The sequence below is a fragment of the Psychrobacillus antarcticus genome (genome assembly GCF_029533155.1).
GTDB lineage: Bacteria > Bacillota > Bacilli > Bacillales_A > Planococcaceae > Psychrobacillus > Psychrobacillus antarcticus.
The window spans coordinates 40,763-57,388 of record NZ_JAIZDB010000029.1 but is presented as its reverse complement, the minus strand read 5'-3'; the positions used below and the strand labels follow the sequence as shown (position 1 = coordinate 57,388).

Annotated in this window: 18 protein-coding genes; 17 read left to right on the top strand and 1 reads right to left on the bottom strand. The window is 38.4% G+C overall.

Going from position 1 to position 16,626, the window contains the following annotated elements; translation table 11 throughout:
• Positions 1-663: ISL3 family transposase (locus LDK52_RS15225; RefSeq protein ID WP_277586801.1), on the top strand; the 663-nt coding region annotated here is incomplete at its 5' end.
• A 476-nt stretch (positions 664-1,139) separates the two neighbouring features.
• On the opposite strand, the gene LDK52_RS15220 is transcribed toward LDK52_RS15225, so the two are convergent.
• Complete coding sequence (locus LDK52_RS15220; RefSeq protein WP_277586800.1) at positions 1,140-1,655, bottom strand: DUF2529 family protein; 516 nt, start codon at positions 1,653-1,655, stop codon at positions 1,140-1,142.
• 280 nt (positions 1,656-1,935) lie between these two features.
• On the opposite strand from LDK52_RS15220, the gene LDK52_RS15215 reads away from it, so the two are divergent.
• The 16 genes from LDK52_RS15215 (at position 1,936) to rpiB (ending at position 16,623) form a co-directional block, all read left to right on the top strand.
• Positions 1,936-2,292, top strand: coding sequence for a response regulator (locus LDK52_RS15215; protein WP_277586799.1), 357 nt, complete (start codon positions 1,936-1,938; stop codon positions 2,290-2,292).
• Between the two features lie 123 nt (positions 2,293-2,415).
• Positions 2,416-3,273, top strand: coding sequence for a class II fructose-bisphosphate aldolase (locus LDK52_RS15210; RefSeq protein WP_277586798.1), 858 nt, complete (start codon positions 2,416-2,418; stop codon positions 3,271-3,273).
• Positions 3,274-3,358: 85 nt separating this feature from the next.
• Positions 3,359-4,006: a fructose-6-phosphate aldolase gene (gene fsa, locus LDK52_RS15205; protein ID WP_277586797.1), complete on the top strand. Its 648-nt coding sequence runs from the start codon at positions 3,359-3,361 to the stop codon at positions 4,004-4,006.
• An 18-nt stretch (positions 4,007-4,024) separates the two neighbouring features.
• Positions 4,025-5,302, top strand: coding sequence for a UDP-N-acetylglucosamine 1-carboxyvinyltransferase (locus LDK52_RS15200; RefSeq protein WP_277586796.1), 1,278 nt, complete (start codon positions 4,025-4,027; stop codon positions 5,300-5,302).
• Between the two features lie 129 nt (positions 5,303-5,431).
• Complete coding sequence (glpX, locus tag LDK52_RS15195; protein WP_277586795.1) at positions 5,432-6,394, top strand: class II fructose-bisphosphatase; 963 nt, start codon at positions 5,432-5,434, stop codon at positions 6,392-6,394.
• 133 nt (positions 6,395-6,527) lie between these two features.
• Complete coding sequence (gene rho / locus LDK52_RS15190; RefSeq protein ID WP_277586794.1) at positions 6,528-7,811, top strand: transcription termination factor Rho; 1,284 nt, start codon at positions 6,528-6,530, stop codon at positions 7,809-7,811.
• Positions 7,812-7,971: 160 nt separating this feature from the next.
• Positions 7,972-8,190 carry a 50S ribosomal protein L31 gene (gene rpmE, locus LDK52_RS15185; RefSeq protein WP_277586793.1) on the top strand — a complete coding sequence of 73 codons (219 nt, stop codon included), beginning with the start codon at positions 7,972-7,974 and terminating at the stop codon, positions 8,188-8,190.
• A gap of 128 nt (positions 8,191-8,318) precedes the next feature.
• Positions 8,319-8,891: a thymidine kinase gene (locus LDK52_RS15180; protein WP_277586792.1), complete on the top strand. Its 573-nt coding sequence runs from the start codon at positions 8,319-8,321 to the stop codon at positions 8,889-8,891.
• Between the two features lie 776 nt (positions 8,892-9,667).
• A complete protein-coding gene (gene prfA / locus LDK52_RS15175; RefSeq protein WP_277586791.1) occupies positions 9,668-10,747 on the top strand; it encodes a peptide chain release factor 1 in 1,080 nt (359 codons plus the stop codon).
• Positions 10,740-11,594 carry a peptide chain release factor N(5)-glutamine methyltransferase gene (gene prmC, locus LDK52_RS15170; RefSeq protein ID WP_320415369.1) on the top strand — a complete coding sequence of 285 codons (855 nt, stop codon included), beginning with the start codon at positions 10,740-10,742 and terminating at the stop codon, positions 11,592-11,594. The genes prfA and prmC overlap by 8 nt, the downstream gene beginning before the upstream one ends.
• Positions 11,595-11,952: 358 nt before the next feature.
• A complete protein-coding gene (locus LDK52_RS15165) occupies positions 11,953-12,480 on the top strand; it encodes a stage II sporulation protein R (protein ID WP_277586789.1) in 528 nt (175 codons plus the stop codon).
• 68 nt (positions 12,481-12,548) lie between these two features.
• Positions 12,549-13,577, top strand: a complete 1,029-nt coding sequence (locus LDK52_RS15160) for an L-threonylcarbamoyladenylate synthase (protein ID WP_277586788.1) — start codon at positions 12,549-12,551, stop codon at positions 13,575-13,577.
• Between the two features lie 63 nt (positions 13,578-13,640).
• Positions 13,641-14,144 carry a manganese efflux pump gene (locus tag LDK52_RS15155; RefSeq protein ID WP_277586787.1) on the top strand — a complete coding sequence of 168 codons (504 nt, stop codon included), beginning with the start codon at positions 13,641-13,643 and terminating at the stop codon, positions 14,142-14,144.
• Positions 14,145-14,203: 59 nt separating this feature from the next.
• Positions 14,204-14,650, top strand: coding sequence for a low molecular weight protein arginine phosphatase (locus LDK52_RS15150; RefSeq protein WP_277586786.1), 447 nt, complete (start codon positions 14,204-14,206; stop codon positions 14,648-14,650).
• Positions 14,647-15,951, top strand: coding sequence for a methyl-accepting chemotaxis protein (locus LDK52_RS15145; protein ID WP_277586785.1), 1,305 nt, complete (start codon positions 14,647-14,649; stop codon positions 15,949-15,951). Before LDK52_RS15150 ends, LDK52_RS15145 begins: the two co-directional genes overlap by 4 nt.
• Before the next feature lie 231 nt (positions 15,952-16,182).
• Complete coding sequence (gene rpiB, locus LDK52_RS15140; protein WP_277586784.1) at positions 16,183-16,623, top strand: ribose 5-phosphate isomerase B; 441 nt, start codon at positions 16,183-16,185, stop codon at positions 16,621-16,623.
• Positions 16,624-16,626 lie beyond the last annotated feature (3 nt).

Genomic DNA, 16,626 nt, shown 5'->3' with positions numbered 1-16,626 from the left:
AAAAAAACGATAAAGCACTATCTTCAACAACATGGAGCAAATGTAGAAATTGTCATCATGGACATGAGTCCATCTTTTAAAGCTGCAGTTACAAGTGCTCTTGGTAAGCCTGTCATTGTGGCAGATCGTTTTCATTTTGTTCGTTATATTTACTGGGCATTAGATGGTGTACGGAGAAGAATCCAATCTACTTGGAATGATTATGACCGAAAAAAGTGTAAGAGAATGCGGTACGTATTCCACCGGAATTCCAAGAAATTAACAGAGGAAGACCGTTGGTATTTAGATCGTTATCTCTCCATGTCTGAAGAATTAAAGCAGGCCTATGAATTGAAGGAAGCCTTTCAACTATGGTTTACTCAAGCAAAAGAGAATGGTCCAGAGGAAATCCTCCAGACCAAAGAAACATTATATGCTTTTTATGAGCATGTAAAACAAGTGGATATTCCGGAATTCAATAAGGCTATAAAAACGCTACAAAATTGGCAAGTAGAAATTCTTAATAGCTTTGTTTACAACTATTCTAATGGTTTTTTAGAAGGCATTAATAATTTGACAAAAGTGATTAAAAGAAACGCATTTGGTTATCGAAATTTCTTGAGATTTCGAGCTAAAATCTTACTAACGCACAAGTATAAAAAGATTGGAACTCATGTTGGTTAAGGTGAAGGAAATTTTACTTCACCCCAACATTTGACGTAGAACCTATATAACAAATTAAACACATCTCACAGTATAAAAAAGGGAAAAAATTCCGTTCCGCTAGTATTTCCTCAACCTGCGCAAGTAAACGAAGAATAACCGCCAGTAACTAACAGTGGACCACCAGTAAAGTTTCATTGGGCGCAAGTAAAGAACCCGGCTCCGCAAGTAACGGATTATATATAATGGAATCTCTGTTTAAGAAGGAATTCTCTCAGTAATTACTCTATATTTGATTGGAATGTAATTACCGATCCGTGCGGAAAGTGTCCGACTGTAACGGAAATCATAGTACTTGCTCTTAACCTCTGTTTACTCTCGTTCAACAGGCAAATACTCGCGCTGCTAGATTACACACTCGCGAAAAGGGGAAAAATACCAAAATTCATCAACAAAAAATGCCTAAAGAAAACTATCTCTAGGCATTTTTGTATAAACTATTCACCAACCAGCATTTCGTTTATCTTCATCTTCACTGCTTCATAAACAAATAATCCACCCAGAGCATGCGGGAGAACGATACGTGTTCCATCTTCCGCGGGAAGTAGCCCTTTAGTGAGTTTTGTAGGTATGTATGTATAAGCAAGGTCGGCTAGCATATTATCATAGCTTGCCGGTTCAGCCGCTAAGGCACTAAAAGGAATAAACTCATCACTCAACTTTTTAGCTAGAGTCAGGGCCTCTTCGTCGTAACAGGAACGAGTGAGAATCCAAACACGATCTGCACTTGTCAGTTCGATTTCGTCTGACCAAGATTGCATAGAAGGGAATGGCTCCGCTGCAAACTGTGCATTAATGGAAATACTTTTCATTTCCCCGAAAGTAGCGAAAAAAATAGTTCCTTCACCAGCTGCGGCTTGCGCAAGTAAACGAGCTGTTTCCTCGATATTCTCTTCCTCAGAGCTAGAAATTCTTTGTAGCAAACCCGAAAGTTGTGTAGTTAACATTTTCATAGTAATTCACCTCTCCTTTATTATAAAGTAAAAATTCCGTCAATAGTGGTTTGACAGACTGCTTACATTCCACCTATTTTTCTCGGATTACCTAAAAAGTTTGAGGTGGGGGTATTACAGCCTGTTAAACCGGGATAAAACAAAGTTCGTCACTCCGTACGCTATCAATTAGTAGGTAATATATCTATAAAAGATGGAAAATAGTTTAAAAAATAGAGGACTTGTCTTAATCGATATCGTATTATATAAGTAGGGATTAACAAAGAAGGGGTTTTCTTGTATGAGACATATTTTAATAGTGGATGATCAGTTAGGAATACGGTTGTTGTTAAAAGAAGTGTTTACGCAAGATGGGTATGAAGTCAGTCTAGCTGCAAATGGGTATGAGGCGTTGGAACTTATTAAGAAGCACAAAATCGATGGAGTTTTACTCGATATGAAAATCCCTGGTATGGATGGAATTCAAATTTTAAAGTTAATCAAACAACAGTGGAGTGATCTCCCGGTCATGATGATGACCGCATACGGGGAGTTAAACTTCATAGAAGAAGCAAAGAGATTAGGGGCGTCTTTGTATTTCACTAAGCCATTTGATGTATTTGAACTAAGAGATTCTGTAAATAATCTCCTGAAATAAGTTGTAACACCGGGCAGTGGAAAACATCGCCTGTTTTTGTTATGATGGAGAAGAAAAGTAGAAAATACCATTAAATTAAAGATAATCGCGGAGTGTAACAGCAAACAGAGGAGGTCCATTTCAATGGCTTTAGTTTCGATGAAAGAAATGCTGGAAAAAGGGAAAAGAGAAGGATATGCAGTAGGACAATTTAACATTAATAATTTAGAGTTCACGCAAGCAATCCTTTTAGCGGCAGAGGAAGAAAAATCACCAGTAATTCTAGGTGTATCTGAAGGTGCAGCAAAATATATGGGTGGCTTCATTGCAGTCGTATATATGGTAAAAGGATTAATGGAATCTTATAAAATTTCCGTACCAGTGGCAATTCATTTAGATCACGGATCTAGCTTTGAAAAATGTAAAGAAGCAATTGATGCAGGATTCACATCTGTCATGATTGATGCTTCTCATCATTCCTTTGAAGAAAACGTTGAAATCACAACTAAAGTTGTAGAATATGCACATGCACGCAATGTATCTGTAGAAGCCGAACTGGGAATAGTAGGTGGACAAGAAGATGACGTTATTGCGGATGGAGTTATTTACGCAGACCCTGCTGAATGCGCAGAACTTGTCAAACGTACAGCAATCGACTGTTTAGCACCTGCTTTAGGTTCTGTTCATGGACCATATAAAGGGGAACCAAACTTAGGTTTCAAAGAAATGGAAGCAATCTCGAAACTTGCGGACCTTCCACTTGTATTACATGGTGGAACAGGTATACCAACACATGATATTACACGCTCAATTTCATTAGGAACTGCGAAGATTAATGTAAATACAGAAAGCCAAATTGCCGCAACTAAAGCAATTCGTGAGTATTTAGCGTCTGACACAGAGCAATATGACCCGCGTAAATATTTGACGCCTGCCCGCGATGCTATTAAAGCAACAGTAACCGGTAAAATGCGTGAGTTTGGCAGTTCAAATAAAGCCTAATTATAAGTAAGAAAAATAGCTACAGGGGAGAAGAGTTCAAAAGAACCTTCTCCTGTTTTTCCATCATGAGGAGGATATGAGTCATATGAAATTTTTTATCGATACTGCCAATTTTGACGAAATAAAAGAAGCACATGCTTGGGGGATTCTATCCGGAGTAACAACGAATCCATCGCTAGTAGCAAAAGAAAATATCTCATTTCACGATCGCCTTCGTGAAATTACTGCGTTAGTTGACGGTTCTGTTAGTGCGGAAGTAATTGCACTTGATGCAGAAGGTATGATTAACGAAGGAAGAGAACTTGCTGCCATTGCACCGAATATTACGGTAAAACTACCTATGACTCCAGAAGGACTTAAAGCTTGTTCTGTATTCCGTTCAGAAGGTATTAAAACGAATGTAACGCTTATTTTCAGCGCAAACCAAGCGTTGCTAGCAGCACGTGCTGGAGCAACTTACGTATCGCCATTTTTAGGTCGCTTAGACGATATCGGTCATGATGGAATGGAATTGATAGCAAAGATTGCGGAGATCTTTAATATCCATAATATTGAAACTGAAATTATTGCAGCTTCAATTAGACATCCGCAACATATTACGGATGCAGCTTTAAACGGTGCGCATATTTCCACAACACCTATTAAAGTCCTAAGACAACTATTTAATCATCCTTTAACAGACAAGGGAATTGAAGGATTTCTAGCGGATTGGAACAATCGTAAAAGCGAGTAACAAGACGAGGAGAACTGTATGGAAGTTTATAAAATAAAAGGGGGAAAACGCCTTCAAGGAACCATTAAGGTAAGCGGGGCGAAAAATAGTGCAGTAGCACTTATTCCCGCTTCATTATTGGCGAATTCCCCTGTAACTATCGAAGGTTTGCCAGAAATTTCAGACGTTTTGACATTAAAAGAAATTTTAGAAGAAGTAGGAGCAGTAGTAACATTTGAAAATGGAACAATGACGATTGATCCGACAAATGTTGTGGATATGCCTCTTCCAAATGGTAACATCAAAAAACTACGTGCTTCTTACTATTTAATGGGTGCAATGCTTGGAAGATTCAAAAAAGCAGCAATAGGCTTACCTGGTGGATGCCACTTAGGCCCAAGACCAATCGATCAACATATTAAAGGTTTCGAGGCGTTAGGTACATCCGTTTCAAATGAACATGGTGCTATTTATTTGCGTGCGCAAAATTTAGTCGGTGCGAAAATCTATTTAGATGTTGTGAGCGTAGGTGCTACCATTAATATTATGTTGGCAGCTGTTAAAGCAAAAGGTCGTACGATTATTGAAAATGCTGCAAAAGAACCAGAAATTATTGACGTAGCAACTTTGTTATCTAATATGGGTGCTAATATCAAGGGTGCAGGAACAAATGTTATTCGAATTGATGGTGTAGAAGAATTACACGGGACAAAGCACACGATTATTCCCGATCGTATTGAAGCTGGTTCTTTTATGATCATGGCAGCTTTAGCTGGAGACGGCGTTACGATTGACAATGTGATTCCCTTTCACGTGGAGGCATTAACTGCTAAGCTCCGTGAAATGGGTGTGAAAGTGGAAGAATACGAAGAACAGATTGTCATTCCTAAAGTGGAAAATCTATTACCTGTTGACGTGAAAACATTGGTGTATCCTGGATTTGCAACTGACCTACAACAACCTTTTTCTGTATTGATGACCCAAGCAACGGGAACTTCTGTAATCACAGATACTATATATTCTGCTCGTTTTAAACACATCGATGAGTTACGTCGGATGAATGCAAATGGACGAGTGGATGGAAGAACAGCAATTATTACAGGTCCAGTGAAATTAGAAGCTGCTACCGTAAGGGCAAGTGATCTTCGGGCCGGAGCAGCGCTTGTACTGGCAGGTTTAATTGCTGATGGAGAAACGGAAATCCAAGATATTTTTCATATAGAACGAGGATATAGCTCTTTAGTTGATAAGCTTCAAGGACTAGGTGCGGATATTAGAAGAGTAGAAATAAAAGAAGTGGAAATAAATAATGATTAAAATTCTACTAGCCATGTGATTTGTTTATGGATAATTGTCACTTAGTAATCTTGACAAATATGCTACAATGAGACAGGAAGAAATTAGGCTCGGAATTCGGATAATGCAAAACTGGAGGCTTATATAATAATGGAACGTAGTTTATCAATGGAATTGGTTCGAGTAACAGAAGCAGCAGCAATCGCATCTGCACGTTGGATGGGTAGGGGTTTAAAAAACGAAGCGGATGATGCAGCAACAACTGCTATGCGTACAGTTTTTGACACAATCCCTATGCAAGGCGTCGTTGTAATCGGAGAAGGAGAGATGGACGAAGCACCGATGTTATATATTGGTGAAAAACTTGGTCTTGGTACTGATGGTCCTCACGTAGACATCGCAGTAGATCCTTTAGAAGGTACAAATATCGTAGCCTCAGGTGGTTGGAATGCACTTGCGGTAATTGCAATAGCTGATCGTGGAAATTTACTCCATGCCCCAGATATGTATATGGATAAACTTGCTGTAGGGCCTGAATCTGTGGGTCTAGTTGATATAAATGCATCGGTTTTAGATAATCTAAAAGCAGTTGCTCGTGCAAAAAATAAAAACATTGAAGATGTTGTGGCAACTATTTTAGGTCGTCCTCGTCATCAAAAAATGATTGATGAAATTAGAGCAGCTGGAGCACGTATAAAGCTAATTACTGATGGTGATGTTGCAGGAGCTATTAATACAGCGTTTGATGAAACAGGTGTAGATATTTTATTCGGAATGGGTGGAGCTCCAGAAGGTGTTATCTCTGCTGTCGGATTAAAGTGTCTAGGTGGAGAAATCCAAGGGAAACTTGTGCCTCAAAACGAGGCAGAGCTAGCACGTTGCATCAAGATGGGTCTCGATGTAAACAAAGTTTTACGCATGGAAGACTTAGTTAAAGGCGATGACGCTATTTTTGCAGCAACAGGTGTGACAGATGGAGAACTTCTTCGTGGAGTACAATTTAAAGGTGCCTTCGGTTCAACGCATTCTATCGTTATGCGCGCTAAATCAGGTACAGTTCGATTTGTTGAAGGACGTCACAGTCTGAACAAAAAACCAAATTTAGTACTGTAAAATAAGAAACTTTCCTTTATGTTTTACCCGGCGACCAAACAAGGACGTCGGGTATCCTCTTATAAAACTTCTTTCTTCAACATTTCAAAATTAGCAAAACAATAAAAAATTATAAAGAGTGGTGCATTCCTATATGACACAAACAACAATTAATGAGTTAGAAAACATGACTCTAAAAGAACTTTACACACTTGCGCGGAAATTTAAAATAGCCGCTTATAGTAAACTTTCAAAAAAAGAACTTATCTTCGCAATCTTAAAATCTCGTGCGGAACAAGAAGGATTTTTCTTCATGGAAGGCGTACTGGAAATTATTCAACAAGAGGGCTTCGGTTTCTTACGTCCAATTAACTACTCACCTAGCTCAGAGGACATCTATATCTCTGCTTCTCAAATTAGAAGATTTGACCTTCGAAATGGGGACAAAGTTACAGGGAAAGTGCGACCACCAAAAGAAAGTGAACGCTATTATGGATTGCTGCATGTAGAATTAGTTAACGGCGAGGACCCAGAAGTAGCGAAAGAAAGAGTTCATTTTCCAGGACTAACTGCTTTATATCCTGACCGCCATATCAAATTGGAAACAGAACCTGATAAACTATCAACTCGTATTATGGATCTAGTTGCGCCTGTAGGTTATGGACAACGTGGATTAATTGTGGCGCCACCGAAAGCTGGTAAAACATCACTTATTAAGGAAATTGCTAATGCAATAACAACGAATCATCCCAATGCAGAACTAATTGTTTTATTAATAGATGAGCGTCCAGAAGAAGTAACGGATATTGAGCGTTCTGTAAAAGCAGACGTTGTAAGTTCGACATTTGATGAGGTTCCAGAAAATCACGTCAAAGTGGCAGAGCTAGTACTTGAAAGAGCCATGCGTTTAGTAGAACATAAACGCGACGTAATCATTTTGATGGACTCCATCACTCGTTTAGCACGTGCCTACAACTTGGTTATCCCACCAAGTGGTCGTACACTTTCAGGTGGTATTGACCCAGCAGCATTCCATCGTCCAAAACGATTTTTCGGAGCAGCACGTAATATTGAAGAAGGTGGTAGCTTAACTATTCTTGCTACTGCACTAATCGATACTGGATCTCGTATGGACGAAGTTATTTATGAGGAATTTAAAGGAACTGGTAACTTAGAACTTCATTTAGACAGAAATCTTGCAGAGCGTAGAATCTTCCCAGCTATCGATATTCGCCGTTCTGGAACGAGAAAAGAAGAGTTACTTATTCCGAAAGATCAGTTGGAAAAACTTTGGGCAATTCGTAAAACATTCTCGGATTCATCTGACTTTGGTGAGCGCTTCTTGAAAAAAATTCGCTTATCTAAAACAAACGAAGCATTTTTTGAGCAACTAGCTGTAGAAATGAAAGCACATCGCAGCGGAAAAGTAACCTTATAATAACTAAACATTTGCATTAGATTTCTAAATGTGGTATTATATTTAACGTAACAACACATATTTCTGCTACATATGCGATTGACAACAATCGGATCGTGTAAGGTATCAGTATCATAACCAACTCTGTTCCAGATGGTTCAGGGCGAGAGGAGAGATAGAGATGAAAGCAGGAATTCATCCCGATTACAAAGAAGCAACAGTATCATGTTCATGTGGTAACGCATTTACAACTGGTTCTGTAAAATCTGACATTAAAGTCGAGTTCTGTAACGAATGTCACCCATTTTACACTGGGCGTCAAAAATTCGCATCAGCTGATGGCCGTGTAGATCGCTTCAACAAAAAATACGGCATTAAAGAAGAAATCGAAGAAAACTAATACTAGAGTACCTGCAAAGCATTATGCTTTGCGGGTATTTTTGTTTTTGGGTAAATATGATTTCCGATAATAGTTCACGTATGTTATAAATAAGTAGAAGAAATACATAGAACACAAGGAGACAAATTATGGCACAATTATTTTATAAACATGGGGCAATGAATAGTGGGAAATCAATCGAAATCTTAAAAGTTGCTCATAATTATGAGGAACAAAACAAACCGGTTTTAATATTCACACCAGGTATAGATACACGGGACGAAGTTGGTCATGTTTCTAGTAGAATTGGATTGAAAAGAAAAGCAACAGCTATCTACGATGAAACCAACTTATTTGAATTAGTTCATGCAGAATCTCCAAAACCTTACTGTGTCTTAATCGACGAAGTGCAGTTCCTATCAAAGGACCATGTGCTACAACTAACAAAAATTGTCGACGAATTAGACATTCCGGTAATGGCCTTTGGACTAAAAAATGATTTCCAAAACGAACTTTTCGAAGGTAGCCGCTACCTGCTGATCTACGCCGACAAAATTGAAGAAATGAAAACCATCTGTTGGTTCTGTCATAAAAAAGCAATCATGAATCTACGTGTTGACGACCAAAGAAAACCTGTCTACACGGGCGAACAAATCCAAATAGGCGGCAACGACTCCTACTACCCAGTATGCAGAAAATGCCACGCCAACCCACCGTTATAAAGTATATTAAAAACACTTCATGCATTTTTTGAAGTGGTTTATTAAAAGAATAAAATCCAAAATTACTATTGATTTCCGTTTCAGGCGAACGCTTTCCGCGGGGTGAGCGATGAGCTATCACCGTCGCTCCGCGTCGTTGTGATATCTCATCTGTCTCACTCATCCCACCGGAGTCGTCACCTTTCACTACAATCAATGAAGTGAGTAGTACTCAATATTTAGATTTAACATATCCTATCGCTTAGATGATAATAGTGCTCAAAGTTAGTATAGTGACAAACCCTCTGCTAAATTAGGAATACTATTCTGAAATGCAGGATGAAACAAGTAGATTTTCTTTCATCTAGTGGAAATAAGAGAAATAGTAAGTGTTTACTAAATAAAGAAGCGAGATTGCGAACGAAATTGTATCTTCGTGAGCTTCCTCTATAAGTAGGAAAGTACCTTTTCTCTAGTTACCCAAAAAGCCCTTAACCTGTTTCTAAGAGTTTCAGGAGGGCGACGGACAGATAAGTCCATAAAATTACCGAAAAAAGAGAGGCTAGTCGTGACAAAGTCACGACTAGCCTCTCAAAAAATCAATCGGTAATAACATAGTAACAAGTCTGTCCAAAGCCCTTCGAAAACGATAGAAAACAGATTTTGACCTTAAAGACCATCGCATTTTTCTTAATATTTTTATACTACAACCAAAACCTTTACAGAAAAAGTAGCGGGAATGTTACTTTTTCTTTATAATAGGAATGATATAGACTTAAACGAACGAGGTGAGCTCGATGTTTGATCGATTACAATCGGTAGAAGATCGTTACAATAATTTAAACGAATTACTTAGTGACCCAGAAGTGGTCAATGATCTAAATAAACTAAGAGAATATTCAAAAGAACAATCGGACTTACAAGGAACTGTAGATGCGTACCGTGAATACAAAGAAGTTAAAAGCCAGTTTAAAGACTCAAAGCAAATGCTTGAGGAAAAACTAGACACGGATATGCGAGATATGGTGAAAGAAGAAGTCAGTGAATTAGAAGACCAAATCGAAGTATTGGAAGAACGACTAAGACTGTTGTTAATTCCAAAAGATCCAAATGATGATAAAAACGTTATTATGGAAATTCGTGGCGCAGCAGGTGGAGACGAAGCTGCTTTGTTTGCAGGGAACTTGTTCCGTATGTATAGCAGATTTGCAGAAACCCAAGGCTGGAAAATTGATATTATGGACTCTAATCCAACAGGACTTGGCGGCTTCAAAGAAATAATTTTTATGATTAACGGAAAAAGTGCATTTTCCAAAATGAAATATGAAAATGGTGCACATCGCGTTCAACGTGTACCAGAAACAGAATCCGGCGGTCGTATTCATACTTCCACTGCTACTGTTGCCGTACTTCCGGAGGCTGAGGAAGTAGATGTGGAAATCCATGAAAAGGAAGTCCGCGTAGATACATTCGCTTCATCTGGAGCTGGGGGACAATCGGTAAACACTACGATGTCTGCGGTTCGTATGACACATTTACCAACGGGAATTACTGTTTCCATGCAAGATGAAAAATCACAGATCAAAAACAGAGAAAAAGCGATGAAAATTCTTCGTGCTCGCGTAGCGGATAAATTCCGTCAAGAAGCACAAGCAGAATACGATGCTGTTCGTAAATCAGCAGTAGGAACGGGTGACCGCTCGGAACGTATTCGTACGTATAACTACCCGCAAAATCGTGTGACGGATCATCGCATTGGTTTGACTTTGCAAAAACTCGATCAGATCCTAGAAGGTAAAATGGATGAAGTGATCGATGCTTTAATAATGGAAGACCAAGCAGAAAGATTAGAGAGAATGAATGATACCAATGTGTAAAACAAATTTTGAGGCCCTAAAACGGGCTTCTTCTTTTTTAGAAGGAAATAACCGTGAAAAAGAAGTTGCTCGCTACTTATTGCAGCATGTCTTACAGAAGAATTACTCCGAGTTAATGATTGCTATATATGATGATATAACTCCCGAAGCATATCAAACCTTTTGGACTTATGTGGAAGAACACGCAACAGGTCGCCCTTTCCAATATATTATTGGACAAGAAAGCTTTTACGGTCGGGATTTTTTAGTTAATGAGGATGTCCTGATTCCAAGACCGGAAACCGAAGAATTAATTGAAGAGGTCAAAAAAAGAGCCAGAAAGCTTTTCGAGGTAAATAAAACGATAAAAATTGCGGATATCGGAACAGGTAGTGGTGCAATAGCTTTGACTATTAAAAAGGAAATGCCTAATGCATGGGTGACCGCAACAGACATATCTTCAAAGGCACTAAACGTTGCAAAAAAAAATGCCGAACGCTTAAATGCAGAGGTAGAATTTAACCTAGGAGATTTACTAGAACCAATTGCCGATCAAAAATGGGATATTATTTTATCGAACCCTCCTTATATCGGGTCACTTGAAGCAGAAAACCTATCGGACACAGTGATAGATTTTGAGCCACATCTCGCTTTATTTGCAGCAGAAGATGGCTTACAGTTATATAGAAAAATGACAGAACAGCTTCCGGTTATGATGAATACTCCAGCCTTCATAGGATTTGAAATTGGTTACGAGCAAGGTCCAGCTGTCCATAAAATGCTTCAAAATGCCTTCCCGGATGCACTAGTAGAAGTAGTTCAAGATATTAACCAAAAAAATCGCTTTGTTTTTTGCACAATCAAGTAGTTTCATCATTTCACTAGTAAAGCTTATATTCATTTGTTTGCATATAATCCAATTATAACAGTGGACCTCATTGATTGGAACGCAGGTGGCGACTCCAGCGGGAACAGCGCGAGCTGAAAGCCCCGCAAGAACGCTTGAAAGGGACAAAGGCTAAAAGGCGCCACATCGTGTGGCAACGCCTTCGTGACCAACATCCTGTTGGCCCGAGGAGATTGAAGTCGTGCCCGCGGAAAGCGTCCGCCTCAAGTGGAAATCAACTATATTCGAGTTTCAGTAATAATTAATTTTATGAAGTTGACTCAATCACTGAATAAAATATGAATCTACTGGTAACAATGTTCCTAAGGGGGAATGTTAGATGTTACCAGATTACGAGATTAAGAAGACACCGAGGATAGGAAAACAAATAGATGCATTAATTTTCTTCGTATGGATGCTGTTACTAATTCAGTTTTGTTTATTCCTACTGTTTCAAGGAGAAGAACAAGAAGGTATTCGTTTTAGACTAATTGCAAATAGCAATACAATAGAAGATCAACAAATAAAAAATGACGTGAAGCATTATATCGAACCGATCTTACTAAACTACCAAAATAATCCGCAAAATACGTTTAACGAATTAGAGCAAGTTGTTCAGAAGCTATCAAACTCACTAGACACTAAAATTACAATTTCTAAAGGGCTGGCAAGTTTTCCACCGAAAGTTTGGAATGAAGGAATTTCTTCGCAAGTAATGACAGAATCGATTGTTATTTCCATTGGTGACGCAAGGGGAGATAACTGGTGGTGCGCACTTTTTCCAAAAGTATGCTATAAAGAAGAACTAAAAGAAGAAAAACCTAAATTCTGGGTTTGGGAGTGGTTGAAAAAGAAGTTTTCCACATAGTTACTAACAATTTCATGAAAGTTATCAACAATTTGTGGATAAGTATGGAAGAATGGAGTAAAACTAATATGAAAACTACCATCGTGGTTGTGGATAATTTATCAACAAACAAGTCTAGTTATACACAGGCTGTGGATTTGTTAACAAAAGGGGAATTAGTAGCTTTTCCAACTGAAACTGTATACGGATTAGGTGCGATTGCCACGTGTGAAGAAGCTGTAGCTAAAATATTCGAAGCAAAAGGTAGACCGCAGGATAATCCACTTATTGTCCACATTGGCTCTAAAGAGGAGATAAAAGCATTTACGCACGATATTCCAAAGCTTGCGGAAATGTGTATGGATATGTTTTGGCCGGGTCCATTAACACTTATATTGCCACTAAAAACAGATACTTTGGCTAAAAATGTAACAGCTGGACTACAAACAGTAGGTGTTAGAATACCAGAACATACTGTAGCCTTAGAACTATTGAGATTATTAAAGCAACCTGTTGCTGCTCCTAGTGCAAATAAAAGCGGAAAGCCAAGTCCAACAAAAGCAGCTCATGTATATCATGACTTAGAAGGAAAAATCCCTCTTATCTTAGATGGCGGAACAACAGGTATAGGACTGGAATCTACTGTAATAGATTTTGTAAGTGAAATACCAACTATTCTTCGTCCAGGCGGAGTAACAAAAGAGATGCTAGAAAAAGTGATTGGGCAAGTGAGAGAAGCGAAACCAACGGATCATGAAGAAGCTCCGCGGGCACCGGGTATGAAATATGCTCATTACGCACCGGATTCTCCTGTATATTTAATAGAAGCATCTATAGTAAAACTCCAAGAAGCAGTAGAAAAAATACATAGTGAACAGAAAAAAGTAGCGATCATTGCAAGTGAATCATTTAATCAGGTGAAGGTAGACTACTTCTTTTCATTAGGTAAAAAAAATGAGCTGAATGATGCAGCACACTTACTATATCAGGCTTTAAGAGATTGTGATGAAACAGATGTCGATATCATTCTTGTACCGGTATTGTCTACAGAAGGTGTAGGAACGGCTATTATGAATCGTCTGGAAAAAGCATCAAATGGAAAATGGTATATTGGCTAATATTGTATTCTCCTTCGTCTATTTGCATACATTTAAGTATGTAAATAGACGGGGGAGATTTTTTTGTGGCGTGAAATTTTAGCAGGCGCCTTGATGTCTGTGGATGTACTTATTTTATTTTCATTGGTTGTATATCGAAAGCAAATCTTTACACTGGCTGCATGGGTTGCGTCTTTACATATGCTTTTTCCATTAATCGGGTATTATGCGGGGGTGGTCGTACAAAGTTATTTGGCGTATGCAAGTCCTTATTTATCGGGTATTTTGCTGTCGCTTGTAGGATTACAAATGATTTTAGCCCAATCTCCAAAACAGGTACCACTGTTGTCTCCTTATTTACTTGCAGTATTTGCAAGTTTAGATACCTTTTCAGTTAGTGTTTCATTTGGTATGCTTAAATTAGAAAAATTTGTGTTTATTTTGAGTGCTGGATTCTTTTCTTATATCGCTGTATTTATAGCGCAAAAGGTCATATTTAAACATACTTTTATGAACCGAGCGATTATTTTAAGGTTGGCCGGCGTACTTATTTTCTTAATGGGTATTCTGACTTTACGAAATATTTAACAATTTTTAAAACAATTATAGGAATAATTAATATATACTAGAGATGAGGAAATAGATCTATGAAAATTCTGTTTGTTTGCACAGGTAACACATGTCGCAGTCCGATTGCCGAGGCATTATTAAAGGCTCGAAACATGGATGGCTTGGAGGTTCGTTCCGCTGGCATCTATGCTATGGAAGGCGGGCTTATATCTCGAAATAGTCAATTAGTATTAGAACAAGGAATGATACCATTTACGCATACATCTGCTTCTGTGGATGAGAAGTTGATAGATTGGGCGGATCTTATCCTAACAATGACTGCCTCTCACAAACACACAATTATTTTAGGATTCCCTCACGCAATCTCCAAAGTGTATATGTACAAAGAGTTTGCCACCCCTAATGATGTAATGGATGTATCAGATCCATATGGGGGAGATTTGCTTACATATGAAAATACCTTTCGAGAACTACAAGTTTTAACAGATGAACTAGTGAAAAAACTACAGGGGGAAATGGGATGAACAAGAAAAAGAAAAAGTACAGTTTTGGACTTCAAAAAAAGATTGTGCTGTTTGTTACGGTTTTAGCATTGATCACGTATACAACAAGTGCTGCATTTATACACTTCTTGCAGCCAATATTGTTTGAAGGAGCAACGAGTTCTCGGGGATTTGAAATTGCGACTTATGCACTTGGAATTTTCTGGTCAGGTGTTTTAGCTTATTTTTTCAGTGGACTTATTATCAAGCCTTTATTCAACTTAGAAAAGGTCGCAATTTTGGCATCAGAGGGGAAAATTGGTGTTAATGTTGATGTGCCGAAATCGAAAGATGAAATCCAGTCAGTGGCTATAGCTTTTCAGTCTATGCTAGTTAACTTAAGGGAAATGGTTCAAAGTATTGAAGATAACTTTGAGAAAACAAATAAAACAGTTCAACAGCTTTCCGTAGAATCGTCCATTGCTTCTGAGCAGGCAGAAGCAATCGCTCAAACGATCGGTCAGATTTCAGAAGGTGCAGAGCAATCCGCTGTAGCAGTTCAGGAAACAGCAGAATCAGTAGAGGATGTTCGAGTATTAGCTTCCGAAGTAAATATTCGTGCAGAAAAGTCTTCTAAACAATCCAATGAAATGATCACAGTTTTATCCAAAACGACGGAGGTTATTGAGTCGCTAGTAAATGGAATTCAAAAAATTGCTACTGGTAATGAGGCGGCCCTTGGAAATGTTCATCAATTAGAAGTCAATGCTGGGAAAGTAGAAAGTATTATTCAATTAGTTGGAGATATTGCGGCACAAACGAATTTGCTTGCACTAAATGCATCCATTGAAGCAGCACGCGCTGGAGAACATGGCAAAGGATTTGCTGTAGTAGCGGAGGAAGTTCGTAAACTAGCAGATGAAAGTGCTAAAGCTGTACAAGGTATTTCTGAATTGATTTTAGCTATACAAACGGACGTACAAACAGTTGTCCACCAGATGACGGACCAAGTAAGCTTTGCAGTTGGGGAGGCTAAACGAGTTTCCGAAACAAATGCAGCAATTGAAGGAATGTCTACAAAGATTCATGAGATGGCGGATTCTGTAGTGGAAATTTCATCTCTAGTGGAAAAACAATTAACCAATATAGAAAACACGGCACGTCAGTCACAAGATGTAGCGGCCATTGCCGAACAGACTTCTGCAGGAGCTGAAGAGGTTCGCAGTGCGACGGATGAACAAGCTCGTTCCATCGAGCAAATTGAATTCGTATCATACGACTTAAAGCAACAATCGGAAGAATTATTTAAAGTTATATCTCAATTTGATCGAAAAACTACCTAGTAGAAAGATCGATTTACTAGTAAGATATAAACACGAACGTTATATATAAAAAAATAGGTAAGGTTCGTGTTTTGTAGATTATTTCATGTTATTCTATGATTTATTTATTTTATTTTCAGAAATTGGTCCAATTTAACAAAAATAACACAACTCAATTTGCATGAGTTGTGTTATTTTTTATTGATAGATGGTATGATGATATGGAGTAATATACAGAAAAGAGGGAACGCGTTGAAAATTGCTATTTCTTCCGATCATGGCGGAAATAATCTTCGTCAGGAAATTATGCAGCTTCTTGAAGAATTAGGATTATCTTATGAAGATTTTGGACCAAAAAATGACGATTCTGTTGACTTTCCAGACTTTGCAATGCCAGTAGCAGAAGGTGTGGCAAATGGTCATTTCGATCGTGGTATTTTAATCTGTGGTACTGGTATCGGTATGTCTATTGCAGCAAACAAAGTGAAAGGTATCCGATGTGCACTAGTTCATGATGTGTTTTCTGCGAAGGCTACTAGAAATCACAATGATTCCAACATTATTGCAATGGGTGAACGTGTTATTGGAGCAGGGCATGCAAGAGAAATAGTTTCAACTTGGCTTGCACAGGACTTTGAAGGTGGACGTCATAAGCGCCGAGTAGAAAAAATTACAGAAATAGAAAATGCATAGAAG

What these genes read in the sequence shown, in the direction of transcription:
- LDK52_RS15220 (WP_277586800.1), bottom strand. Translation starts at nt 1,655, where the DNA reads ATGAAAATGTTAACTACACAACTTTCGGGTTTGCTACAAAGAATTTCT.
- LDK52_RS15215 (WP_277586799.1), top strand. Translation starts at nt 1,936, where the DNA reads ATGAGACATATTTTAATAGTGGATGATCAGTTAGGAATACGGTTGTTG.
- LDK52_RS15210 (WP_277586798.1), top strand. Translation starts at nt 2,416, where the DNA reads ATGGCTTTAGTTTCGATGAAAGAAATGCTGGAAAAAGGGAAAAGAGAA.
- fsa (WP_277586797.1), top strand. Translation starts at nt 3,359, where the DNA reads ATGAAATTTTTTATCGATACTGCCAATTTTGACGAAATAAAAGAAGCA.
- LDK52_RS15200 (WP_277586796.1), top strand. Translation starts at nt 4,025, where the DNA reads ATGGAAGTTTATAAAATAAAAGGGGGAAAACGCCTTCAAGGAACCATT.
- glpX (WP_277586795.1), top strand. Translation starts at nt 5,432, where the DNA reads ATGGAACGTAGTTTATCAATGGAATTGGTTCGAGTAACAGAAGCAGCA.
- rho (WP_277586794.1), top strand. Translation starts at nt 6,528, where the DNA reads ATGACACAAACAACAATTAATGAGTTAGAAAACATGACTCTAAAAGAA.
- rpmE (WP_277586793.1), top strand. Translation starts at nt 7,972, where the DNA reads ATGAAAGCAGGAATTCATCCCGATTACAAAGAAGCAACAGTATCATGT.
- LDK52_RS15180 (WP_277586792.1), top strand. Translation starts at nt 8,319, where the DNA reads ATGGCACAATTATTTTATAAACATGGGGCAATGAATAGTGGGAAATCA.
- prfA (WP_277586791.1), top strand. Translation starts at nt 9,668, where the DNA reads ATGTTTGATCGATTACAATCGGTAGAAGATCGTTACAATAATTTAAAC.
- prmC (WP_320415369.1), top strand. Translation starts at nt 10,740, where the DNA reads ATGTGTAAAACAAATTTTGAGGCCCTAAAACGGGCTTCTTCTTTTTTA.
- LDK52_RS15165 (WP_277586789.1), top strand. Translation starts at nt 11,953, where the DNA reads ATGTTACCAGATTACGAGATTAAGAAGACACCGAGGATAGGAAAACAA.
- LDK52_RS15160 (WP_277586788.1), top strand. Translation starts at nt 12,549, where the DNA reads ATGAAAACTACCATCGTGGTTGTGGATAATTTATCAACAAACAAGTCT.
- LDK52_RS15150 (WP_277586786.1), top strand. Translation starts at nt 14,204, where the DNA reads ATGAAAATTCTGTTTGTTTGCACAGGTAACACATGTCGCAGTCCGATT.
- LDK52_RS15145 (WP_277586785.1), top strand. Translation starts at nt 14,647, where the DNA reads ATGAACAAGAAAAAGAAAAAGTACAGTTTTGGACTTCAAAAAAAGATT.